The 23,719-nt window shown below is 33.5% G+C and carries 23 protein-coding genes, 1 tRNA gene and 1 other RNA gene; 8 read left to right on the top strand and 17 right to left on the bottom strand.

What is annotated here, in order from left to right:
* Positions 1 to 431 precede the first annotated feature (431 nt).
* Complete coding sequence (locus SB689_RS18745; RefSeq protein WP_410693620.1) at positions 432 to 1,016, bottom strand: hypothetical protein; 585 nt, start codon at positions 1,014 to 1,016, stop codon at positions 432 to 434.
* A gap of 441 nt (positions 1,017 to 1,457) precedes the next feature.
* Between SB689_RS18745 and SB689_RS18740 the strand changes: the two genes are divergently transcribed.
* Both SB689_RS18740 and SB689_RS18735 read left to right on the top strand, forming a co-directional pair.
* Positions 1,458 to 1,682, top strand: coding sequence for a hypothetical protein (locus SB689_RS18740; protein WP_410693619.1), 225 nt, complete (start codon positions 1,458 to 1,460; stop codon positions 1,680 to 1,682).
* The gene (locus SB689_RS18735; protein ID WP_410693618.1) at positions 1,675 to 2,106 is read left to right on the top strand and encodes a hypothetical protein; all 432 of its coding nucleotides are present in this window, start codon (positions 1,675 to 1,677) and stop codon (positions 2,104 to 2,106) included. The genes SB689_RS18740 and SB689_RS18735 overlap by 8 nt, the downstream gene beginning before the upstream one ends.
* Before the next feature lie 114 nt (positions 2,107 to 2,220).
* Here SB689_RS18735 and SB689_RS18730 read toward each other — a convergent pair whose 3' ends face one another.
* The 4 genes from SB689_RS18730 to SB689_RS18715 all read right to left on the bottom strand — a co-directional run bounded on the left by SB689_RS18730 (position 2,221) and on the right by SB689_RS18715 (position 3,500).
* Entirely contained in the window at positions 2,221 to 2,382 is a 162-nt protein-coding gene (locus SB689_RS18730) for a hypothetical protein (RefSeq protein ID WP_410693617.1), read from the bottom strand.
* Between the two features lies 1 nt (position 2,383).
* A complete protein-coding gene (locus SB689_RS18725) occupies positions 2,384 to 2,569 on the bottom strand; it encodes a hypothetical protein (RefSeq protein ID WP_410693616.1) in 186 nt (61 codons plus the stop codon).
* A 6-nt stretch (positions 2,570 to 2,575) separates the two neighbouring features.
* Complete coding sequence (locus SB689_RS18720) at positions 2,576 to 3,127, bottom strand: hypothetical protein (RefSeq protein WP_410693615.1); 552 nt, start codon at positions 3,125 to 3,127, stop codon at positions 2,576 to 2,578.
* Positions 3,128 to 3,236: 109 nt separating this feature from the next.
* Complete coding sequence (locus SB689_RS18715) at positions 3,237 to 3,500, bottom strand: helix-turn-helix domain-containing protein (protein ID WP_410693614.1); 264 nt, start codon at positions 3,498 to 3,500, stop codon at positions 3,237 to 3,239.
* A gap of 187 nt (positions 3,501 to 3,687) precedes the next feature.
* On the opposite strand from SB689_RS18715, the gene SB689_RS18710 reads away from it, so the two are divergent.
* Positions 3,688 to 4,368 (top strand): SH3 beta-barrel fold-containing protein, encoded by a 681-nt coding sequence (locus tag SB689_RS18710; RefSeq protein WP_410693613.1) that lies wholly within the window; start codon positions 3,688 to 3,690, stop codon positions 4,366 to 4,368.
* A gap of 254 nt (positions 4,369 to 4,622) precedes the next feature.
* On the top strand, positions 4,623 to 5,099 hold the full coding sequence (locus SB689_RS18705) for a hypothetical protein (RefSeq protein WP_410693612.1): 477 nt from the start codon (positions 4,623 to 4,625) through the stop codon (positions 5,097 to 5,099).
* Positions 5,100 to 5,512: 413 nt separating this feature from the next.
* On the opposite strand, the gene SB689_RS18700 is transcribed toward SB689_RS18705, so the two are convergent.
* The 12 genes from SB689_RS18700 to SB689_RS18645 form a co-directional block, all read right to left on the bottom strand.
* On the bottom strand, positions 5,513 to 6,028 hold the full coding sequence (locus SB689_RS18700) for a hypothetical protein (RefSeq protein WP_410693611.1): 516 nt from the start codon (positions 6,026 to 6,028) through the stop codon (positions 5,513 to 5,515).
* A gap of 3 nt (positions 6,029 to 6,031) precedes the next feature.
* Positions 6,032 to 6,700, bottom strand: a complete 669-nt coding sequence (locus tag SB689_RS18695; RefSeq protein WP_410693610.1) for a DUF3800 domain-containing protein — start codon at positions 6,698 to 6,700, stop codon at positions 6,032 to 6,034.
* Between the two features lie 114 nt (positions 6,701 to 6,814).
* Positions 6,815 to 7,390: a hypothetical protein gene (locus SB689_RS18690; RefSeq protein ID WP_410693609.1), complete on the bottom strand. Its 576-nt coding sequence runs from the start codon at positions 7,388 to 7,390 to the stop codon at positions 6,815 to 6,817.
* A 4-nt stretch (positions 7,391 to 7,394) separates the two neighbouring features.
* Positions 7,395 to 7,670 carry a hypothetical protein gene (locus SB689_RS18685; protein ID WP_410693608.1) on the bottom strand — a complete coding sequence of 92 codons (276 nt, stop codon included), beginning with the start codon at positions 7,668 to 7,670 and terminating at the stop codon, positions 7,395 to 7,397.
* Positions 7,671 to 7,710: 40 nt separating this feature from the next.
* The gene (locus SB689_RS18680; protein ID WP_410693607.1) at positions 7,711 to 12,234 is read right to left on the bottom strand and encodes a tape measure protein; all 4,524 of its coding nucleotides are present in this window, start codon (positions 12,232 to 12,234) and stop codon (positions 7,711 to 7,713) included.
* Between the two features lie 124 nt (positions 12,235 to 12,358).
* Positions 12,359 to 12,589, bottom strand: a complete 231-nt coding sequence (locus tag SB689_RS18675) for a hypothetical protein (protein WP_410693606.1) — start codon at positions 12,587 to 12,589, stop codon at positions 12,359 to 12,361.
* Positions 12,590 to 12,629: 40 nt separating this feature from the next.
* A complete protein-coding gene (locus SB689_RS18670; protein WP_410693605.1) occupies positions 12,630 to 13,757 on the bottom strand; it encodes a DUF6371 domain-containing protein in 1,128 nt (375 codons plus the stop codon).
* Between the two features lie 15 nt (positions 13,758 to 13,772).
* Positions 13,773 to 15,272 (bottom strand): phage/plasmid primase, P4 family, encoded by a 1,500-nt coding sequence (locus SB689_RS18665; RefSeq protein WP_410693604.1) that lies wholly within the window; start codon positions 15,270 to 15,272, stop codon positions 13,773 to 13,775.
* A gap of 338 nt (positions 15,273 to 15,610) precedes the next feature.
* Complete coding sequence (locus SB689_RS18660) at positions 15,611 to 15,907, bottom strand: helix-turn-helix domain-containing protein (RefSeq protein WP_410693603.1); 297 nt, start codon at positions 15,905 to 15,907, stop codon at positions 15,611 to 15,613.
* 475 nt (positions 15,908 to 16,382) lie between these two features.
* Complete coding sequence (locus tag SB689_RS18655) at positions 16,383 to 17,678, bottom strand: phage integrase SAM-like domain-containing protein (RefSeq protein ID WP_410693602.1); 1,296 nt, start codon at positions 17,676 to 17,678, stop codon at positions 16,383 to 16,385.
* A gap of 195 nt (positions 17,679 to 17,873) precedes the next feature.
* Positions 17,874 to 18,272: a transfer-messenger RNA gene (gene ssrA / locus SB689_RS18650) on the bottom strand.
* Positions 18,273 to 18,399: 127 nt separating this feature from the next.
* On the bottom strand, positions 18,400 to 21,543 hold the full coding sequence (locus tag SB689_RS18645; RefSeq protein WP_410693601.1) for a T9SS type B sorting domain-containing protein: 3,144 nt from the start codon (positions 21,541 to 21,543) through the stop codon (positions 18,400 to 18,402).
* Positions 21,544 to 21,999: 456 nt separating this feature from the next.
* Here SB689_RS18645 and rpsU point away from each other — a divergent pair, with 456 nt between their 5' ends.
* The 4 genes from rpsU to SB689_RS18625 all read left to right on the top strand — a co-directional run bounded on the left by rpsU (position 22,000) and on the right by SB689_RS18625 (position 23,641).
* Positions 22,000 to 22,197 carry a 30S ribosomal protein S21 gene (gene rpsU, locus SB689_RS18640; protein WP_066754938.1) on the top strand — a complete coding sequence of 66 codons (198 nt, stop codon included), beginning with the start codon at positions 22,000 to 22,002 and terminating at the stop codon, positions 22,195 to 22,197.
* A gap of 84 nt (positions 22,198 to 22,281) precedes the next feature.
* Positions 22,282 to 23,169, top strand: a complete 888-nt coding sequence (locus tag SB689_RS18635) for a tyrosine-type recombinase/integrase (protein ID WP_410693600.1) — start codon at positions 22,282 to 22,284, stop codon at positions 23,167 to 23,169.
* Complete coding sequence (locus SB689_RS18630) at positions 23,166 to 23,456, top strand: HPF/RaiA family ribosome-associated protein (RefSeq protein WP_410693599.1); 291 nt, start codon at positions 23,166 to 23,168, stop codon at positions 23,454 to 23,456. Before SB689_RS18635 ends, SB689_RS18630 begins: the two co-directional genes overlap by 4 nt.
* Positions 23,457 to 23,567: 111 nt before the next feature.
* Positions 23,568 to 23,641: transfer RNA gene (locus SB689_RS18625), tRNA-Thr, on the top strand.
* Positions 23,642 to 23,719: the final 78 nt, after the last annotated feature.

Genomic DNA, 23,719 nt, shown 5'->3' with positions numbered 1-23,719 from the left:
CACACATACGTAATGACTTCCAAAAAATCGGATGAGACCTAATAAACATTCGATTTCCTTCGCACGCGTTGTGATAGGAAAAAAATCTTGCCGACCCCGATAAAACAAGGAAATCATGTATTTATAAAAAGTTGGATTTACACGCGTGTTGTGACCCCAATAAAATCTTCACAGCATCATAACACGCGTGTATGTTGTGATATGGAAAAAACCTTCAGGACCTATCAGAATGTAAAATGTAGGTATTTGATAAAATCATCAAAAACATAAAATACACTTCACTCTAATAGTGAACGTCTCCACAAAATTATGGTTTCGGGGTTCGCCCTGACGGCGAGGGTTCCTCTTAGTGACGAACGGTTTTCGCGTACACGTATTATGACTTCCAAAAAATCTTTATAATGCACTGAACGCAATTTTGCGTTGAGTAGCTATTTTATGAAATTTAAAATACTTAAATCAGGCATGTAATCTTCCTTAATTTTTAACAGCCTCTTTAGTTTAGCCTCTTCTTTTGTTGGAACACCTCGATAAGTTTTCTTACGATGCTTTTTAAAATAATCCTCATAAAGCTTTTCAGACAATTCTATTTCCATTGCCTTTTGAACTTTTCGCCAGTTCTTCGATAAAACCTGATTCTCATAATACAACTCAGGAAATGCAGATCTGTGATAATAATATCCATCTTTCAAATGCAATGTTCTGCAGATCTTTTCCGTTTTAGGACATACAAAATACCAAACAATACCTTTTCCGAGGTTTGAAGGCTTAGAAATAATCTCTATATCATACCTAATGCTTAATTCCTGATTATATCTGTATGATAGAGTAATGGTTCCATCTGTATCAAATATCTGAGATTCTATTCCGATTGATCCGGTTCGCTCTCCACTCCTATAATAAGTTAAAACCCCATTATCAGAGAAAGTATTTGGTTTTAAGCATCGCTTAATATCTTTGATAGATAAGCTTCTCAAATCTTCAACGTAATCTAAATACTGTTTTATTTTCGGCATAATCGGATTGTTTAAACCTAAATTATTAGGGAACTTGATAAATGTAAAGTTACAAAATTCTAAGATTTTAGATTTAACAGCTACTGTCAACCTATTAGTTTTTGTAGTATTTCTTACTCCGCAGATAAATATTTAAGGTTAGTTTTTTCTCTTATGGTATTTTTAACTAGTACTTTTTTTCATTTATTATTATAGCTACTGCTTTTTTATAGATTCCAATAATGTCTATTTAACCCAATATTCTATATTTGCTGATATTATATTTCAAAAATTACATTAGTTATGTTGATTTGTTGAAATTTTAATTTATGTTAAAATATAATTTGCGACGAGTTTTGGCGTTATTCATGTATTATTTTACAGACTAATTTGTATTTATAAAACAACAAATCGATCAAAATGTCTATATTTGCACCAATAAACAAACTAATAATGAAATTTATGAGCATACTAAAAGCGTCTATTTTGGCACTTGGTAACATTAAGTCTGCTTATTCCGGTCAGGTTAGTTCTCAAAATAAAGAGTACAGAAAAATAAAAAATGAAGTTGAAAATTTAAGAGTTCCTACTACTAGAGACGATAGAGAAAACTTAAGCAAAGACCGTAATAACGCTGCAAACTCTTACAGGAAAGCATTCGATAAAGCAAGTACCTGTAATGGCTAAGCAACAACGTACGCAGCAGGTTGTTAGAAACCAGCAAGGACAGCAAGGCCATATGGTACAAGAGGTATTTGATGACAATCTTCTACCGGACGCAGCCGAAATCGAAAAACTTTATGCTATTGATCCGCATATTTTAGAATGGCTTAAACAATCTGCGGATAAAGAACAGGCATTTAGACATAAAGCTTTTGACACTAAAACAGATTTGGTGAGAAGTAACGAAAAAGGAACTCGGAGAGTAAATACTATGGGATTGGTTTTTTCATTTATTCTTACTTTAGCCGCGATGGGCTTTTCTTCTTGGTTGATTTATTGTGACCATGAAGTTTTAGGCTCTATTTTTGGAGGAGTAATTATTGCTGGAATTATCGGAGCATTTCTATCTAAAGTAATTGTTACTAAACAAAACAACCACAACAATTAATGTTTAACTTTTAATTATACAAACCTCCTATTTTAGGAGGTTTTTTCTTTTCTTTTATAACATGTCATAGTTATAATTATAATTCTTTTTAATAATATACAAACTGTGCTTTAATTATTTTCTTTCAAGATATTTCAAATAATCTTTTACTCTATTTTTTTTGATATTCTTTTTACTCTCCACACCTTCAAGAATCTGTTTGCAAAGTTTGATTTTTTGTTCATCAGATAACATATTTAGAAATGTTTTTGCTGCAATGTAATTAGGATCACTCATACTATTTTCCTGTAATTTTAAATTTTGCTCTCACTTTTTTCTCGAAATTATCTGGGTTTAGGTTTATTAAGTTATCATTGGAGTTTTGAATGTTTAATTTTTCTAATGCTATTTGTTCGTAAACTTTATCTAATTCTCTCAGTATTCTTTCTTTTTTCTTAAGAAGTTTATCAAGTTCTGTACTCATAATAATTTACCAATCTTCCTTAGTTGAAAGGTTTGCTTTCAACTCGGTAATAAATTCGTTGACATTCATATTTGCGACTTCATAATAATTTTTAAGCCATATTGTACCATCCTTGTTAAATATTGATTTTCCTGCAAAGGAGTTTCCTCCATTTAAGTAAGTTATACTTCCTTCAGGTGAATTAGGCTCGAAATATTCTAATATAGGTTTAATCATAAATTTACCATCCTTAAAATTTATTTCATAGGTCGTTATCATGTATGACATTAAACTTATAGAACCTAATGCTTTTACTTTCGTTCCAGGTGTAGTTGTTCTTATCTTTATAAACGAATATTGTACTTCATTAAAACCATCTCCTTTTAGGTTCTGAAATTTTGATTGAATGAATATTTTTGTTTTTTCGTAAAGTTGTTGCTGTTTCAGATCCGGAAATTCAAGGACAATGTAATTTTTTGAATCATCGGCCGCATTAATGAAGTTATTAGGTGTTAATTTAAATTCTTGACCGAAAACCAGACCGCAAACAAAAACTGAAAGGAAAAATAATTTTTTCATGTTATAAATTTTCCTCTAAAATAAAACTTTTCAATAACAGATAATTACGGTTTTCATTTACTGTGAAAAAAAAGATGTTTTTAAGGTTTCATTTCCTACATTAGATACATTAACGGTTATCTTTTAAATATCCAATAACAATTTCTTTCCCTTCAGAATCTTTCTTGTAAATTGGCTCTCCATGGTTGGGATTCTTCTCGAATAATTCCAGAAAAGGAACTTTCAAAGCTTCTGCAATTTCAATTAATCTTTGTAATGTAGGATTTCCATTTAACGACTTTGATAATCCCACTTCAGTAATGTTTATCATTTCGGCTAATTCTCTCTGCATGAGTCCCTTTTCATCACAGATTTCTTTGATTCTTAATTTCATAGTTATACTATTTCTATAAGTGCAAATATACAAGATTCTTTACTATTTGTATAATTGAAAGATTAAAATATACTAACTGTATAAAATTTAACATAATTTTAACATTTAGAGTATTGTTTGTAATTAAACTATCTGTATATTTGCAATAAAGAATTAAACAAACAGTATAACTCAAACATCAGAAATCATGACTACAATATCAAACCAAAGAGCAGAAAACATCGCAAGAAACATTAATGCTTTTGATACTGCATATCAATACGGTGATGATATGAGAAATGTTAGATTCTTTTCAAACCTATACAAAAAATTGAATAAGATTCTCTCTACTCTATCAAATGAGGACAAAATGGTTATCGCTGAATTATGCGAGGCAGATCAGGCAAAATATTTCGGTCTTAAAAAAGAAGAAAAAACAGTACAAGTAGAACAAACAAAAATCAACAATATGAAAACTTCAACTTCTTTCAGAAAAACAGTAATGTTAAGAGCTTATCACATCATGGCAACTACCGGCAAAGAATGGTCTGTATGCCTTAAAAAAGCTTGGTTGCTTTTTAGACTTAACAAAGAAATGCACAACGGCGAAATCACGTTCTTCTTTGAGAAAAAAGATGGTAGCCTCAGAAAAGCAGTTGGTACTTTGAAAATGGATAAGATCGATTATGAATTTAAAACAGACAATCAGCCAATAGTGACAACTTTTACCTATTTCGATGTTGAGGCAAATTTTTTCAGAAGTTTTAAGATTGAAAACTTTATGATGATTGAGCCTGTAAGAAGCCCAGAAGTTAAAACAAATGCAGTCTTGAAGAAAACGCCTGCGAAATTAATTAGAATGAGAAGATTACACCTTAAAAGCGCTTAGCTATGGACAAACATCAGTGTATTATCATCGAAATGCAAAATGAAGCCTATCTATCATATCTAAAATTATGTGAGGCAATCAAAGAAGTCCCAAGATCCGAAATATACAATCGAATCATAGATTGTAAAGACAGTAAGAAACTGCATCAAACAACCTCTTTTATAGATAGTCAAAGGGTAGAATTTGAGAATCGAACCCATACTAAAAAAGAAAATTTCTTCACTAAATTATTCAACCTTTAAAAAATAAATATTATGATTATCACTAATAAAACAATCAAAGAAAATACTAACTCTACAGAAGTTATATCACGCTCTCTTTCACATATTGAAGCTTACGATAGAGATAAAGATTTCGGATTTTGGCTTATGCTATACTGCATTAATTTGAATTTAGATCCGTATGCAGTTAAATTGATTGAAAGAGAATCTTATAATGAATTTGACACAGCAAAAAATTATTTCATAAAAGCTCTCGATGAAAGTATGGTTTCAAAATATCAAAAAACCACTATAATTAATATCACAAATATTTTATGTGAAGCTAAAATACTGAGAGATGTAGGTGAATTATCTGCAGAAGAGTTTGTTCAAATTTTCTTAACTGTTAGAACAAAAATTTTACAAAAGTTCTTAACAGTGCAAAACAATTATTTAAAAGGTTTTGGTATTACAAAGAATAGTTTGTATAAACTTCGTGCAAGAGTAGCAACCCTTCAAAATGAAAATTAGTGACAAATTTTGCCCTATGCAACCAAATTATAAACCCTTAAATAAGCTTGCAGGCGTTGAGGACAAGAAAACAGCAAAGGGAAAATTTTATGGTAATCCTTTTTCAAAGTTGAGAAGGGATTATTATTTTCACAAGCTGATAACTATATTAATTATGAAAAGAATATTACCACAATTATATTTTATTACGACATGTTTTGACGTGTTAATGGAATATATTTGCTCCAGACAACAAAAGGTACAATTGTTGTACAAAGTAGAATACATAGTGCAATACTATTCTTAAAGGTAAGAATACAAAAAATTAATTTTTTTTAAACAAATATTTTATATCTTTGCACTACAAAGTTCATCTTTCGCTCGAAAGAAGGAAATCGAAAAACGCAAGCCTTGATGCTCTGCGTTTTTTGCATTTATAGAAGTTCAGGTAATCTTCTTTTGTGTTTCTTCAAAAACTTATCTCTTAGTTTTTCATTTCCAGTTACATGGTAAGCTGACAATAAATAATATGCTGTTCTATCTCTCAAGGGCTCCAAAACTATTACATATCTCTCGCTAACATTATAAATATAAGTTCTAAATCCATCAGGTTCTTTCAGGGAAAATCTAAGAATGTTTGAGTCAGGAATCTTACATAACTCGTTTATCTGATGTTTTACCCAGTGCAGTCTTACACTTCTGGTACGTTCATATTCTCGTTTTCTAGTGGCTTGATCTACAATAACTGTTGTTAGGTGTCTGAATAGTGTATCCATAGGTAATGAGCCATTAACTGAGGTCGGGTAAATTGGTTTATTATTGAAGACCAAAGGTGTTCCGATCACAAAATCTCTATCGAATACACCTCTTAAGGATCTATTTCTTACATTTTCGCTTTGTCCTAGAAGGTCTAATAAACTGTTATATTTTACAAGTAGATTGGTTGGCATTTTTTAAGAAAGCTCTATAAAGAACAAATTAAGTTTATTACTATTGTTTGTACGGTCTAATGAAACATTCGAAAGTGTAGTGATCTTTTCAATCAATTTTACTTTTGCAATATTTGCTTTTTCAATGTTATTATGTTTATAAGAGATAGCTCCCATCATTAAATCTGTAACTTGCATTATCAAACTTTCATGAGATCTCATATTTTGAACATTTCTGAAAACTCCAAATTTAATGTTAAGGATATTTTTTAAATAATTTACTTTGTTAGCACTTAGAGAATCTTTAATGTCTAGATATACATTGTACTTGCAGAAAGTGTCAATTTTATAATTTAGTAAACTATAATACATGGTATAATAGAAATCATCGTAAGTTTTATTATACTTTCCTATATTTATCTGAGCTTTGTCAATACCTATGCACCTAAAAGTCATTTCGGTTTCAAAAAAATATTTTATCAGGTCCTCGTAAAATCTATATTGAGACATTGAAACTCTAGACCACTTTATCTCTCCTCTGAAATGGTGCTTATCTTTCAGGTCGTTGATTCTTTCGGTAATACCTCTTACTTGATTATACGCAATTGAGGTGTAACCTAAGAACATTGTAGACTTCTTATCATTTTCAAGGTGACAGCTTTCATCACAGTATAAATTATAAGTTTTATTCATTGTTTAGAAAAAATAAATTGGACACAAAAATAAATATTATAGATTGAAAGACAATACTTTATTTTTACATCTTAAATCTAATAAAAAACCTCCCATTTCTGAGAGGCTATTTTTTTATTTGCCGTACATGAATGTGTTTGGAGCGAAGGCGGCTCCATCTGAACCAAATCCGAAAAGCCATACGGATGTTATCCGATTTACCCCAGTATTTAGCCGGATTTCTTCAGATAGTTTATTCGATTCCTCAACCAATTTTTGATGCCTATTGTATAGTTCAATGTCCTTTTCTTCCGTAATGTAGTATGTATAATTATCGGATATTTCCTCATTTGCACCCTCTTTAATTTTCATTTTTCCTTTTTCATAGTACGCATAATATGAGAATGGAGACAGCTGTAAACCTGGATAAATCCTAAATGCAAGTTGAATATCCTCTACCCAAGAATTGTATTCTTCAAATTGTTGACGAGGTCTTAATTTTGAACTTCTTTCAGATGCAATCTTTTCAATTGTGGCATTTCCGAAAGTTGATCTAATTAGAGAATTAATTTCTTCGTCAGTTAATTTTATTTCTTGCTCTTTCCATAAATCCAGAATTTTATTCATCATTTCAACGGTTCGAGTAATATTAGCTTGCTGATCTGAGATCAACATTTCATTTGCAGCGATTTTAATTCTTTCTGATTTCATTGTTTTATATTTTTTTGTTGTTTAAATAGTCTTGAACTGCAGGGGAAATTCCTCCTTCTGTTTCCGGCTTTCCTAAAAGCGGTTCGGAAATGTTTCTTTTTGCTTCCTGCTGAGCTTTCATATTTTTAATTAATTCCTCTGTCTTGTTGATAGTCTCAACAAAAGGCTTTGCCCACTCCGGAACATCAGGATCTGTGTTTTCTTGTTCCACTTCTTTTTTCGGTTCTGGCTTTGGTGGCCACTCATCGAGATTGATAATTTTTGAATAATCTAAAATCATTGTATATTTTGTTAGTAATTGTTAAGTTTGAGGTTGTTATTTATGGTATTCCGGCGAGTCCCGGCTTTATTTTAGAGTTCATTTCTGATAAATCTTTTTTCATTTGATGAAGATTCCTTGTATTAACTTCAATTTGCGAAAGAATGGCTGTCTGGGCGTTTGATACTATCTGATTTCCTTGCATGATTTTAAAAATCGCTGCGATATTGATACGAACTGCGTTAAATTGTCCCTCCAATGCTCCGGCCGTCTTTTCGGTAATACCTTTGATATCGCCTTTTAGTCCTTGGGCGCTATCAATAGTGGTGTCGAATAATTCATTGATATTTTTGATGCCTTCCAAGAAACCTTGAATTCTAGGATCATTTTTGTAATCATTTTTAAGTAAATCAATTTCTTCCTGACTTAATCCGTCAAAAGATCCAGACATTGCACCAGCAGCAATCTCAGCATTTAATTTCGCTAAAGATTGCTGATACTGCTTTTTAAGCATTTCAAGAGGCGCTCTATAAAGCGGGTTCATTGTTAGCAATTTCTGATCTATTTCAGCAATCGCTTTTTTATAAGATTCTAAAGCGTCTTTTTGGTCTTTAGTACCTCCATTATCACCAAAACCCATAGAAGAATAAAGCTTGTTTACAAATTCCTCAGCTACAGGTTGCAGGAATTTTATTTTTAAAGCGTTAATAACTGCATTCTTCATAACCTCATCAGCAACCTTTTCAAAGGATAGAGCAGCGTCTTCACCTTTTCCGAATGCTTCAACTATCGAATCTGATAAACTCTGAGCAAAATCTTTAAAATCAACAGTCGTTACAGATAATTTAAAATCATCTACGATTTGCTGAATTTGACTATTGATATCATGTATCTCTTTAGAGTAGCTCGCTATTTTATCTTTGTCAGCTTTCTTCTTTTTGGACTCAGAAGCTCTCATTTCCTCGAGAATCTTTTGCTGTTCCTTAAGGTTTTGAATCAAACCTCTTTGCATTGATAACTGAGCTTCTCCCGCTGTTTTTTCGATTGCTCTTTGTAAATCTTCATAAGAGTTTTTAAGCTCGTCAACCGCTAGCTGCCAAGATTTAATTGCTCTATTGATTTTCTTCGTTTTATTACCTGCAATCCAACTGAATAGAGAAACAATTGCTTTTATTACGGTGTAAATAATGGATATAATCGCTGTTATCCAGTTTGACCAAGAAGCCTTGTCAAGTGCAGCTTTTACAGCTTTTACGGTTCCTTGAATAGCTTGTAACATCACGATGCCCATTGTTGCGACTTGTTCAATCGTATCTAGCGCGTCGTTTGCAGCATCACTCATGTATTCACGAGCCGGGGAAAGCGCAGAAATTATACCTTTAGCAGCTTTTAATGTTCCTTTTATTCCTTCAGTCGCTTTTTCGAATCCGTCAAAAGCTTGTTGTCCGGCTTCTTCGGAATGAGCACCAAATGAGCTGAATAATTCTTGCAATGAATTAAAAAGTCCTAAAAACGGATTTTCATCCGCTATTTTTTCTTTTACTTCACGAAAGTTCTTAAGTAGAATTTTAAAATCAACATTTGTAAGAACTTTAGCTAAATTCCCTTTCTTCGCTTCTAATTCTCTTAGTAATGATTCCATTTGATAAGCTGTCAGTTCATCAATGTTGCCATAAAGAGCCATCCAAGCTTGTGATTTTGTCAATTCATCTACTGCTAATTGTGAAATTTCCTCTTTAGCTTTTTTATCAACAGAGCCCGCGGTTTGCTTTTTCTGATCAGCGGTTAATTTATCATCGGAATTGATTTTATTAATTGCTAGATTTGTATCTTTTTCAATTTGAATTTTTTTGTCTGCAAAGGATTTATGCTCATCTAGTAGACTTTTATAAGCTGTTTTTTGTCTACTTAATTCCTCTTCTTGTGCTTTTTTGACTAAGATATTTTTAGTGTTTGTCTCTTCACCTGTTACTTTGTCAAAGTTTCCTTTTCTAAACTTTTCTAATTTATCAATAAGTTCATCACCTTTAAACTTTGATTTAAATTCGTCAATTTGTTTATTTGTTTTTTCTATAAAGGTTTCAGCACCAGTGTAATCAGATAAGATACTTTGAAGTTTTATCAAGTTTTCCGCAGATTCTTTTCCTTTTAAATTATCTAAAGAGGATGCTAATCCATTCAAATATTGGATAAAGCTTTTATCTTTTATTTTCGGAAACATTTCGTCTACAACTTCCTGACTAAAGCCGAATCTCAACAGCTTATCCCGAACGTCTATCTGTCTTTTTGTCTCGTTTATATCTTCTTCAAAAGTTCTTGCTTCTATTTCCCTCCTTTTTTCAGCGAGACGGGCGTTTGTTTCTGCAAGTCGTCGTACGGCTTCATCCTTAGTAATAGTTTCCCCGGTTAAATACGGATTTCCCTTTTCGTCTTTATCATTTCCGTATTTATCAAGCTTTCTGAGTTTTACAATACCATTTTCAACTCTTTGAAGCGCGTCTGTTATTAATTGCGCATCTTGTTCTAGTTTTTTAATACTGTCTTCTGGGAAAATTTCAGCTAATTGCTTATTATCTTTTTTTGCTTTTTTATGCTCAATAATATCATTATATTTTTCAATCAAAGCATAATTTTCAAGCCATTTCTTTGTTTGCGGAACCAGGTCTTTATTTGCTTCTTGAAGCCTTTTTACTTCTTCTTCATACCATCTCTGTGTCCCTCGTTTTGCTCCACCATTCGGGGAAGCAATTTCTTCTTCATTAAGTACTTCAGGTTTGAAACCAGATAATTCGTATCTGATTTTATCAGCTTGTTTTTTCTTAAGTTCTAAAACTTCACCACTTAATTTACCTAATTTTATTTCTTTCTCTAAAAGAGATAATTGTTTTTCTTTTTGAGAGATTTCTTTATTGTTATTTCGGATTATTGCGTTTGAAAGAGATCCTTTTTCGTTCGCTATGTTTTGTTGTTCTCTCCATTTTTTAGCTAAATCCGCTAATCTATTTTCAGCATCTGTGGCTTTTCGCATGTAATCAAGGGATGCTTTGCCGGATTTCCTAGCCTCTTCATCTAATTTTCTCCATTTTTTAGCTTCTTCCTCAGCATCCATGACCTGTGTCTTAAGTCCTCCCGCTTTAAATTGCTCTTCAAAAGATTCTTCTAAAACTTTTCTTGAAGCCGCTGCTTTAGCCTGAGCCATTGCAAAAGCATCAATCTTACCAATAACGTAATCTAATGCATTTCCAAGTCTAAATGTGGCTTTATATTGAGCGTCAAGCGTTCCTCTAAATTCAGGATCGATAGAAATTAATCTTTCATAAGCCTGTTTTCTTTGATCTAGTGTCGAATTCTCATTTCTAATAATAGCAACTAGCTGAGAAATATTTGCTTTAGTCGATGCAACTCCTTTCCCGAAACTATTATTATAGGATTCCATTACTGCTTGTTGGGCTTTTTGGGCAGTATTCTGTTCTTCAATGATTCCGATTAGTTCGCCTAATTCTGTTTTGTAATTGTAGACAACTGCAATCAGCGCTACAATCACAGTTCCTAGTAAAACGTATGGGTTTGCTAATGAAGCACTATTTAAAGCAGTTTGCGCCACTGTTACACCTCTTATCATTTTAATAAGATTGGCAAATCCTTGTATAATTGCCGGTGCTGCGACTCTTGTTTGAAGTGCGCTCGTAACAATTAATGCAGCTCTGTAAGCTCCGTAAATTTCTATAAGGGTTAAAATTGCTTTTCCTACGTCTTGATAATGTTCAACAAGAAACGTGAGGCCTTGTATTCCATCACTTAAAATTCCTTCTTGACCTTCACCTATTTTATTAAGCATCTGATCCCATGTATCTCCTAAATTTGATACTTGGCCAGATAATGATTTAGATTGCTTTTCCATTAAATTGAAAAACATTCCTCCCTCGTTTGTCATAGCGAAAAGGACATCCTGAACATCTTTAAAACCAATTTTCCCGGCGGTCACCATATCGGTAATTTCGGCTGTGGTTTTATTGAATTTTTTAGCTAACTCTGCAACCATTGGGATTCCTGCCTCAGTAAACTGACGTAGATCATCACCCATCAATCTGCCTTTAGCCTTAACCTGACCATAAACCAAATTAATTCTTGATAGCGGAACACCTAATCCTGCGGCAATGTTGCCCATTCTCGTTAATGTGTCAACGACCTGACTTGCGGGAACTTGAAATGCAAGCAATTGCTTTGCTCCGGATGAAACTTCTTGTAATGAAAATGGAGTTTTCGCTGCTAAATCCACCATTTCACCCATAAGCTGAGCTGCTTTAGCCTCACTTTTGAGCATTGTAGAGAATGCAATCTCAGTTTTCTGAAATTCACCACGAACATTGATTAATTCTGTTACAAAGCTTTTAATTGCTGATACTGAGAAATAACTTGCAATTCCTACCGTTAGACTTTTAAAGGCAGAATCCATGTTTTGAGTCTGCCTCTGAGTATCTTGTGAAAGTCCTGCAATATCTCGGCGCATTGTGTTTACATCATTACGCCATTGTGTTAAGTCGATCCCTGCACCGAAATGCAGTGCGCCTTGACTTGTGTTCATTGTTTCTTTTTTATCATAAAGATTTCTCCTTACGCGTTTCTGTACATGCTTTTATATTTTTTAAGGGTTAAGGACATTTTATTTTATAATCTCAATTATCGTGGATTGCAACGGAGATATTGTATTAATTCATTTCAATTAAGCCGGACGGATCAAAATAAAGATTTGGGAATTTTTTCGCCAATACTTCATTTTTTGCTTTATTCCATTTAAACCATGTTTCTTGGCTTGGCGTTATGTTATGATTGATTAAATCAGATATTTCATTCAATTCTTTTAATGAGAGTTGTTTTAATATTTCTTCCCTGATCACTGGTATATTGAGCGGATTAATCGGGTTTATTTCTTTTTTCATTTGTTGATTTTAAATAGGGAGGATTCTCCCCAATTACATTTTAATATGGTGTTGAGTCTGAGAGAAAATAATATCCTGCTTTTGAATAATCGATGATCTGTTTTATCCGCATCGTTAAAATCAAATCTTTAGCATCCTGATCGCCAAATTTTTTAATTTCTTTCAGAGAAAACAATAATTCTCTTTCAGATCTGCTCTCGTATTCCGGGATGAGTTTTCTTGCTAATTCTTCTAATTCTTCCGTATCGGTTGAAAGTGATGATTTGATACGTTGTAATTCTGGAACCTCAACCGGCGAACTTTTGCGCTCGTTGGTTTTCACTGGGTTTTTCTTTTCCTCAATTTGCTGCAGTACAACATCGGCAATATCAAATCCTTGCGGAAATTCTTGATTTTCAAGTTTGTCGGAAATGGTTATATTAAATCCAGTCTCATTCAATCGGCTTGAAACTTCATTCCAAAACGTTTCTCCAACATCGGGAAAGGCTATAACTTTTTTCCCTGCCAATGGCTGCAATACTTCATATTTGAAATTTCCTTTACCACCGGTTGCAAGCCATAAATATTCCTTATCAACCAAACTCATTATAATGGCTGTTTTTTCGCTCTCAACTATTGCGATAGGCTTTTTATTGTATGGTAATAAATGAAGCCCAAAGAGACATTGTTTGTGGTTGAAATCCTTTTGTTTTAATATTGTGTGAATATTTGTAAAATGATTAAAAGGTTCTTTTACTCGTTTTCCTGAATTCTGATCGTAAAGCATTACTTTTCCGTATCGTACACGCTGTAAATCATCTACCTGCCAGAATATTGTTGCACCGTCCCAATATTTGGAACTTCCAACATTATACATTTTTGTAATTTGGTCCACAATTGCACTTTCAAATATTGATTTCAGGAATAGAATAAATTTATTTTTATCATTCTTGAAAGTCTTTTTAAGCATTTCGGCTGAATGGTAATCAATTGGTTTCGGCGGTTGAAGATTGGGCGTGTACGGTTTTTTCTCTGCATTGTCGAAAAACTTATCACACGAATGGCAATATCCTTTATTTGGATCACTTGCAAGCGGTGCGCATTTTCCGTCTTTATTATTATGTTGTCCGCAATAACACATTGGTGTTAATTTGGCTCTCTGGGTTGATGGTGCGAATTTAGTTTCCATAATTAAAAAAGGTTTTTAATTAGATACATTTTCTACATCATCTACATAGACAACGTTTCCGATTGATCTCCTTTCGGTTTCAAATCCTACCATTCTCAAACGATCAGCAAATGTTTTCGCAGATAGTACACGGTTTCCGTTTTCCTCTGAAAATTCCTTGAATGCCTTATACAAATCTTTCAAAGGTTCCGGACGTGTGCCAGGCTTTAAATAATTTTCAAGTATGAACATTTGAACTGGATCAGATTGTGTGCGATACTCGTTTAATGTTTGTTTTATTTCTTCCGATGGTGTGAACTCTTTATTTATTAAAAGCGCTGTCAAGCCCTTTAAAGCCCAATTCAAAACCCCTGAAAGTTCAGTTTTAATGATCTTTTTAGACAATTCAGGATCTTGATTTTCTTCTGATATTGTTTTGTCAAAATGAATGATAAGAAACCTTCTAAAGAATGCATTTGTCTGTTCACCGACTAAAAAGCCATTCGTATTAAACATTAATTTTGCGTAGTTTTTAACCGTAATGGGGTCTCCATAGGGTAGACGTGCCTCAATTGGTTCACCACTTGCAAGTTGTTTGAAAATTGCTGCCTCAATATTATTATTGATTTCACTCGAATAATTGAGAAGTTTATTTGCTATTTTAGCTCTATAATATCCGTTCTCATTTGTCAGTGACGATAGAGAAAAATTACTCACATTGTGGTCTCCTAGCAAAGCTGTAACAATATCAAAAAATACAGATTTCCCATTCGCTCCAGTTCCATAACAAAGCAAAACTTTTTCTAATTTTAAGCCGTTTCCATGTCTCATGAAAATATAGCCTAAATACTCACTTATAACAGTTTGTTTTTGTTTGCTTAAAACCTCATCCAGAAAACTATTGAAAATCGGCGCAACCGCTGTCGGATCGTAGCAGAATGGTAAAACATAAGTAAGAAAGTCTTTTGGTTGATGATCTCTAAGATTTACTCCATTCTCTGATATTTCCAATGTTCCGTTTTGCAGATTGATTAAAACAGATTCTGTTTTAGTTTCTGGCTTTGGCAAATGAGCAACCGAAAAGAATTGCTGAAGCATTTTTTTACGGAAATCAAAGTATGAAGCATCATATTTCGGAACTCCGAGAACCTTTGCGCAATCACCTAAAAATCTTTCAAGTTCGTTATCTTCCAGACTTTGCCAATACACACCGTTGTAGGTGTACACGATGTTGTTATGTAGGCAGAAATCCAGCTTTAGATTTTCCGCAATCTGTAGAATTTTTTCAATTGAAACAACAATGTATTGTTTTTGTTGAAGTTTGAACTTTGAAAGCTTTTCTGTGATCTTGCTTTTTTCTTCCTCACTATCAGCCTCATTATATTGCTTACGCAATTCAATTACAGTCGGATGAACCTCAGCAATAAAATCTGCAGGTTGAAGCGTTTTTTTAATATTGTCTAAAACCTCAATTTGTTCGAGTTCCTTAGTCGCCTGAACCACCGGCTTTATTTTTTCTAAAACAGGTAAATTCATTGTAATAAGGTTTTAATTAATTCCGGATTTGTTGTTAGATACTCGGCTTTATAATTCGTTATTTTACATTCTGCCTGAAAGCAAACTTTTAACTTTCCTGCCTTTTCTAACGTTCGTTTGTATCGAGTAAGGTTTTTTTGTGGAATGTTCAATATTTTTGATGCCATTGAACATGTCACAGTATTTTTTTTCAGATACTCATAAAATATTTGTCTCTGATCTTTAAAATATCTTTCCATTGCAATAAAGTTTTGCAAATCAAGGAAATAAGCGTTATATTTGCGATAATCTTCTAATCAATCACATACTCCCGCCTGCTCCAATTTGCTGCGGGTTTTTTATTTGTTTAAAGGGACAATTCTCTCCATGATCTCGGAGTATTTATAGTAACGTCTTTTTTCAAGACCGTAAGACACAACAACGCCGTCTTTTTCCCATTTGTATAGTGTTGATCGGTTCACACCCAGAAGTGTGCAAGTTTCCTCAATTGTAAGGATCTCTTTTTGTGTAGGTCTTGAATTTTGCTCAAATGACTTTTGAAAGTCTGAGAGTTGCTGAGCAAGTTTTTTTTGATTTTCCTGCACTTGCAAAAGAAGTGAAGGCATCGTTTCAAATGATGGTTTTTCTGCTACCATGATCGTTATTTTAAGTTAAATATTAAAATTCATCCGACCGGTTAAGAAAACTTTCCTTAATTTTGAAAACAAATTCTAAATGCCTGCAAGCGTGAATTTACTATCAAAATAGGAGAGCTCGAAACCATTCGGGCTTTTTTTGTGTTAAAGTGATACTTTAAGTAAGATTACGTAATTAACTGTAATAAAAGTACTTTCGTTTAACTGTGACAAATGTACACTCAAAGAATCAGTTTTGCAATAGCTTTATTAATTAAATAATCAATAAACGGATAATTAAATGTTTTTAAAGCGTCTTTTATTACATCATGCAATACAAAACAATAGTCTTATTCTTATTTAAACACCACTCAATTACTTATCTGAATGAAATACTTATAATAATACTGATTATTATAAGTATTTGATTTTCAGTATTTAATTATTCTTAAATGTAGTTAATGTAGGAAATGAAACCTTAAAAACATCTTTTTTTTTACTCATAGCCTGAATTTTTAAATTTTGCTTTTGTCATTTCTGCCATTTCCAGTGAATTTAATTTATTATAAACCTCAACCATCTTTTCCCGAGTATGTCCGGTTATCTTTCTGATTGAATCCAGATCAACGTTATTTATAAAAAGAGAGACAAAGGTTCTTCTTCCAACGTGGCTTGTAATTACATCGTGTTTCGGGAAATAACCTATTATCTTTCGATAAACGGTTTTATTATTCACTTGCACCGGCTGTCTGTATTTCGGAGCATAAACCATTTCCGTTATTTTAGCTTTTTCACATACTAACTTTATGTAATTATTGTATTTCTGGTGGCTAATCTTTCTGGGGAAATTTCCACCTCTTTTATTTAATATTTGTTCTACTTCCTTAAAAAGAGGTATCGTGATTTTTGAACCGGTTTTCTCCTGGGTAATTGGCAAAAACTTATTGTTATTTTCATCTGTTATAATCTTCTCAAAAGTAAATTCCATTAAATCAGAAACTCTCTGAGCAGTCCAACAACTTATAAGCAACCAATCTCTGGCATTATCTAAATAATCTGTATCAAACTGTACTTTCCTGATTTCTTCGAGTTCCTCCCATGTTAAATACGGATCATCGGGATCGGTAGTGTTGAGGTTTGGGAAATCTTTTGTCAATTCCCAGTAATCAGGATCATCAGAAACTTTTATCTTTTTCCTTTTTGCATATTTCCAAAAGTCTTTTATATTTCCCAGACTTTTACGAATGTATGATCTTTGATATTTTTTCTTATCGAGATAATCACCAAAATCATTTTTAAATCGATCATCAATATCCTGAATCCTCAATTTTGGATTGAAGCCAGAAACTAAATTCCGAGTTCTTTTATAAACCTTTTTTGTGCTTTCAGCGATTCCGATATTCATCAGGCAGTAGTAATCGACGAAATCGGCAAAATCAGTCGGAACCGTATTCTTTGAAGCTGAGCTATTAAAGAATTCCCCTAATTTGGTTTCGGTCAAAGAATCAGTATCAATAAGCATCGAGAAATATTCATTGAAAGAAGCTTCAAAAGCACTAAACCTCTGATTAAAATTTGCAACCTCATTTTGTTTCTGGATTTTCAAAGGATTTGAATTTTTCAATTTATTTTCCTCTTCAGATAATTTCATTCTTTTATTATCCTTATTCCATCTGGTTTCCGATATCTTAAATTCAGTCGGTTTGATAAGTTTTAAATCTTTACCATGAGTAATCGAAATGTAAATCTTCTTTACATCTTTTGTGCCTCGTAGAAAAAATGAATATGCCATACTGCAATTATTTACTACAAAAATAAACTTTTATCTTATTTGTAGTATCATTTGCAGTAAGAAAAGACAACAATAATAAACATCATGCAACATTATGAAATAATGAAACGCTTATTAATAGAGGTCTCGAGTGTTGTTTTGGAAAGTGAAAGGTAATAACAAAGCCACTTGCGGGAAGTGGCTTTGTTGTGTGGGTTGTGGAGTTGGAGGGATTCGAACCCTCGTCCAAACAAGCAATACATAAGATTTCTACATGCTTATTCTGCTATTAGTTTTCGACTGGAGGCAGAGAGCAGACACCCAACTTCCAGCTTATCTTCTGAGATTTTCGAGTTTTAGCCAAAGTATCTAAAACCTTATTTCTACATTCCTATGTCTCAGGATCAAACGCCGTAGAACGGAGCATTTGTGAGACATCTTGCTTCCTTACTATCTTCGGGAAAGCGCTTGAATCTTACTTTATTCGGATTAAGCTGCAAGAGCGAACTCTTCGTTGCCAGTTAAAAGTTTGTAGCAAGGGATTAAAGAGATCGCGCTACGGTTCTCTGCATGCTTACTTACCCATTGACCTTGCTGTCGAAACCAGTCAACCCCATTAGATAAGAGTGCAAAGATAATTTTTTTTGTTTAAATATGGTTAATAATAGACAACGCATTTTTAAGAATGTAGTTTAATCAATAAAAAATGTCAGAATTTGCATCCTGACATTTAAAATTTAATCTAATCTCTGTTTTTAAGTAAAACCCATCCTGAGAGTTGAACTGGCTTTTTAGTGTTGCGATCCTCCCAGAATAATTTATACCAATAAGTTCCGGTTGGTAATGGTCTTTCTAGATATCGTCCATTCCAGATAGGATTTTTTGTGCTGGCATTAAATATGGATTTTCCATATCTATCAAATATACTTCCTTGAAAATTTCCATATTTACTGATCTCACTAAAGTCGATAACATCATTTTTGCCATCACTGTTTGGAGTGATAACGTTAGACATGAAAAAAGTATAATATTCCATGTTGGAATAACAAAGCGCACCTCTGCTTTTCACTCTGATTGAATATTGGGTGTTTCTGAGAACATTAGTGAAAATATTTGAATTTTGCCAGCTAACTCCTCCGTCAATAGAATATTCTAAAGGTAAATTTCCATTATTTTTTACATTGATTGTTAGAGTATTATCCTTATAAATTACTTCCAGAATTTCTGGAGTTACAGTATAAGAAACCGTAGCTGTGAATGTTTTAGAGCAAACTCCATTGCTGATGGTTACAGTATAAGTTCCTGCTAATTCTGTAGTTATTGTTTGTGTTGTGGCTCCTGTGCTCCAATTATAGGTGTAATTTGGTCCTGACCCTGCATCTAAAGTTGCCTTGTCGCCTTTACACATTTCAACATTACGCAAGGTAGAAACTATTTCAGGAACAACTTTAATCGTAATTGATGCTGGAGTTTGAGCAGTACAGCCATTAGCACTAATCCCCGTTACGGTATATGTTGTAGTGGTCGTTGGAGAAACGGTTTGAGTGTTTCCGTTACCTGTAAGACCTGCCCAGGTATATGTAACTCCTCCGGAAGCAGTAAGTACAACAGATTCTCCTTGACAAATAGTAAGTTTTGGAGCAGTAATAGACAAAATGGGAGGCGTTGTGTTTTTTATTACGTTTACAGAACCTTGTTTAGTACAGCCTAATGAGCTGGTGATAGTGAGTGTATAAGTTCCACTATTGTTTACGGTTGGAGTTAAAGTATTAGCACCTGATACAATGGTTCCGCCGCCTGTTGCAGTCCATAAAAATGTGCTTCCTGATTGATATACAGAAGAAGTTGCGTTTAATGTAACTTGTGAATTGGCACAGGTAATTTGCAATGGAGTGTCAATATTTACTAAAATGGCAGGGCTCATTGTTACAGTTGCGGATTTTTGATATTGACATCCTGTAGATGTAGTAACTGTTACTGTGTAAACTCCCGAAGCTGTCACTGTATTTATTGCCGTACTTGCCCCGTTTGACCATAAAAATGTATTTCCCGTACCATTCGCCGTGGCTGTTAAAACTGTCGAAGCGCCATCGCAAGGTGTTAAATTACCTGTAATTTGAACATTTGGATCTGTGCTTTGAGCAATTGTAATTGATACAGGATTGCTTGTACAGTTTCCATTATTATTGGTTAAAGTATAAGTTCCTGCAGTATTTACGGTGATACTTTGAGTATTTTGACCTGTTGACCAAGTATTTCCTGTTGCAAAATTAGAGGTTAAAGTAATTATATTGTTGGTACAGATAAGATTTGAAGAAGCGGTAATTGTTGCAATTGGTTTTTGATTGACAATTAATTGTAATTCCGCAATTTTTGAGCAGGTTGCAGATTTTACTCTTACATAAATCGTTGCATTTCCTGAATTGTAAGCTGTCGGAGTAGAAATGGTATTTGTATTTCCAGCTAAAGCATCTGTCTGATTAATATAATAATCAAAATTAATACTCGATGTTGTGCTGATATTTGGCTGTGCTGAGGTAAGGTCAAAAACTGCCGTAGTAGAACTAGAAGTTGAACATTGAATTAAGCTGGTATTCTGTACAGTCGGAGCAATTCCCTGCGTTACCGTGACCGATTTTTGATACTGACAATTCCCTGGAGTTTTTACAGTTACGGTATAAGTTCCTGACGTTGAGACAGAAATGCTGTTTCCTGTTGCTCCATTTGACCACGTATAAATGTTTCCTGTTCCATTAGCCGAAGCTGTAAGTTGTGTCGGAGATTCACATAAAACAAGATTTCCGGCAATTTGCACATTAGGATCTGTGTCTTGAGTGATGACAACAGAGGCTTGCGGACTTGTACATGTTCCGTTGGTGCTTGTTAGCGTGTAAGTTCCTGGTGTTGTTATGGTGATGGATTGGGTAGTGGCTCCGGTAGACCACGTGTTGCCAGTTGCGTTGTTAGAAGTCAATATTATATTTCCGCTAGGGCATAGAGTAGTGGTCGTAGAGCTTATATTGGCTGTTAAACTCTTATTTTTGAAAATAATAGCATTCGTTTGTTTACATGAATTGATGACACTCGTCGGATTATTCGGATCATGATAACTTACATTATAATAATAGGTATTCGTCGTATTGACTGTGATTGGAGTGGTAATAGGATTGTTTCCGGTTGTCGCGTCATTAACATTGTTAAAATAAGACACTGTAAAATTCGGATTCCCGTTTAATATTCCTGCAGATAATGTACTGAAATCAAATGTATTGCTGTTGCTGCAGATGGATATTTCTCTGGGCGAATTAGCATTCGGTCCCGGACTTCCAGGAGCAATAAAAGGATTGGGAGCCAACGTAGAGTTGTTGAACGGTGAAACAAATGTTGCCGTTCCTCCCCAGGTTAGGTTAAAGGTATATACGGTTGTAGACCAATTGTCAAGATATAAATAATACGTTTGTCCGGCTACTACATCCATATATTTGCAATAAGGATCGGTGGCGCCACCGCCGGACGTTGTGTTGGTGTTGGTCATGTTCATTCCGGTGCTCGAAAGGGCTCCCGATGCATTACATCTGATTGGGAATCCTCGGTTGGAGCAGTTTACATTCGGGCCGTAAATAGCCCAGTCGTAATCCACAGGTCCTGTAGGAACTAGGTTAAATGTAAGTGTTCCACTTGTTGCAATCGTGAATTTGTACCAAACCGAATTATGTTCGCCGGTCGATAGGCATCCCCCAAGGTTTTCGTAAGTATTTCCAATTCCTGATGGAGTATAATTTATATTCGAATTTCCACAAACTGTAATCGCAGAAGTACAATCTTCCTGTGCAAAAACGGTAATATGAAAGATGAATAAAAATGAAAATAATAATTTTTTAATCATTGCTTAGTAAATAATAAGGGTGCGTTTATGTTTTTTTTTGTCAAAAAAAGATCATTCTAAGACCTCAGAAAAATGATAAGATCTTATATGAATAGCCATGAATAAAGGATTCGAAGTTGTAGAAATTTCATATCCTTAAAGGAGAAAAATTTAGCTGGATAAAAATAATATAGCTTTCATATTTGTTTGAATGTTAGTTTTTTGCAAAAATAAATAAAATAACAATAGATCAATATAATTAATTTTATTTTGATAGATATTTTATCATTTAGTTGTAATATTTTCTGTTTTTAAGTTAATTTTTTAGGATAAGCGTAAAGTTTTTTATAGTTAATTAAACCTTATAAACACTCCAAATAGATTCTTTTCCAGATAAATTTTAAATATTAATTAAAATAAAATTTTGTGGCTTAAGATAAAATGTATACTTTTGCAACTCAAAATGAGATGTAAAATATGTTAATAATTCCTGTAAAAGATGGTGAATCCATCGATAGAGCACTAAAGAAATATAAAAGAAAATTTGATAAAACGGGTACAGTTCGTCAATTGAGATCTAGACAAGCGTTTATCAAGCCTTCTGTAAGTTTAAGACAGTCTAAATTGAAAGCTGCTTATAAGCAAAGAGCACTTAGCAAGGAAGAACAGGCTTAAGAATTTTTTTCTTAAACACATACTAAATTCACTTCTTAAATACTATATTTGAGGAGTGAATTTTTTGGTTTACTTCCTTCATCAATGTTAGATAAATTTTTAGAATATTTACAGTTCGAGAAGAGATATTCTCCTCACACCATTACAAGCTATAAAAAAGACCTTGAGGATTTTTCTCATTTCTATCTTAAAACAGAATCCTCCGAAGATATTTCCAAAGCAAACAAAAAAGTCATCAGAAATTTTATTGTTGAGCTCAGCGAAAATAATATTGCCAAGAGAAGTATCAACAGAAAACTCTCTTCACTCCGAAGTTTTTACCATTTCCTTTTAAAAATAGGCGAAATCAAGGTTTCTCCTACTGAAACTGTCTCTTCCCTGAAATTTTACGCAGAGAAGCAAATTCCCATGTCTAAAGAAGAAATGCAGGTTCTTAATGATCATGTTTTTGAGCAAAAGCACGATATTCTCGAAAAATGCATCATGGAAGTCTTATATCAGACCGGAATTCGAAAGGCTGAACTTTGTGGCTTGATATTTGAGAATGTAGATTTAGGCAGAAACGACCTCAAAATTGTAGGAAAGGGAAATAAAGAAAGATACATCCCAATTTCCGAAGATCTCGCCAATCTGCTTAGAAGTTATTTAGAAATAAGGAAACCACAGACCGAGCACGAATTGTATTTTTTCGTCAGCAAGAAAGGCAAAAAACTCAATGAAAAATTTGTTTATGTGGTAGTTAATAAGTACCTTAGTCTTATAACAACAAAAGAAAAAAGAAGTCCTCACATCCTTCGTCATAGCTTTGCTACACACGTTTTGGACAATGGGGCAGAGATATCGAAAGTAAAAAAAATATTAGGACATTCAAGTCTTGCAAGTACTCAAGTCTATACGAATGCTAATATCGAACAATTGAAAAAAGTGTTTAATCAGGCTCATCCAAGAGCGTCTAAAAAAGAAGAATTATGAAGATCACAGTACAGTCAATTGGTTTAACTCCACACGAACCACTAGAGTCACACATTGAAAAAAAAGTAAGTAAACTTGAAACGTTTTACGACAAAATTCATGAATGTAAAGTGTTTTTAAAAGTAGAGAACAATGCAGATAAAATAAATAAAACAACCGAGCTTATTTTGGCTGTTCCGGGCGATGATATTGTCGTAAAAAAGACATCTGCAACTTTTGAAGAAAGTTTAGACCTTTGTGTTGATACTGCTAAAAAGCTACTAATCAAGAAAAAAGAGTTGGCATAGAAAAAAAAGATAAAAAAAGTCATAAAAAAATTTGAGAATTCAAAAAAACCGTTCTATCTTTGCAATCGCAAAAAGGGAGCAGCGTTCTTTTGAATTCTTTTTGATTTTAATGCCTCCATAGCTCAGTTGGCTAGAGCAGCTGATTTGTAATCAGCAGGTCGTGGGTTCGAGTCCCTCTGGAGGCTCTTTAATATAAACATTCGGGAAGATTCCAGAGTGGCTAAATGGGACTGACTGTAACTCAGTTGCTTCGGCTTCGCAGG

Source organism: Chryseobacterium sp. SIMBA_038, assembly GCF_046535115.1.
Classification (GTDB): domain Bacteria; phylum Bacteroidota; class Bacteroidia; order Flavobacteriales; family Weeksellaceae; genus Chryseobacterium.
This window is presented reverse-complemented; position numbering and strand designations above follow the sequence as displayed.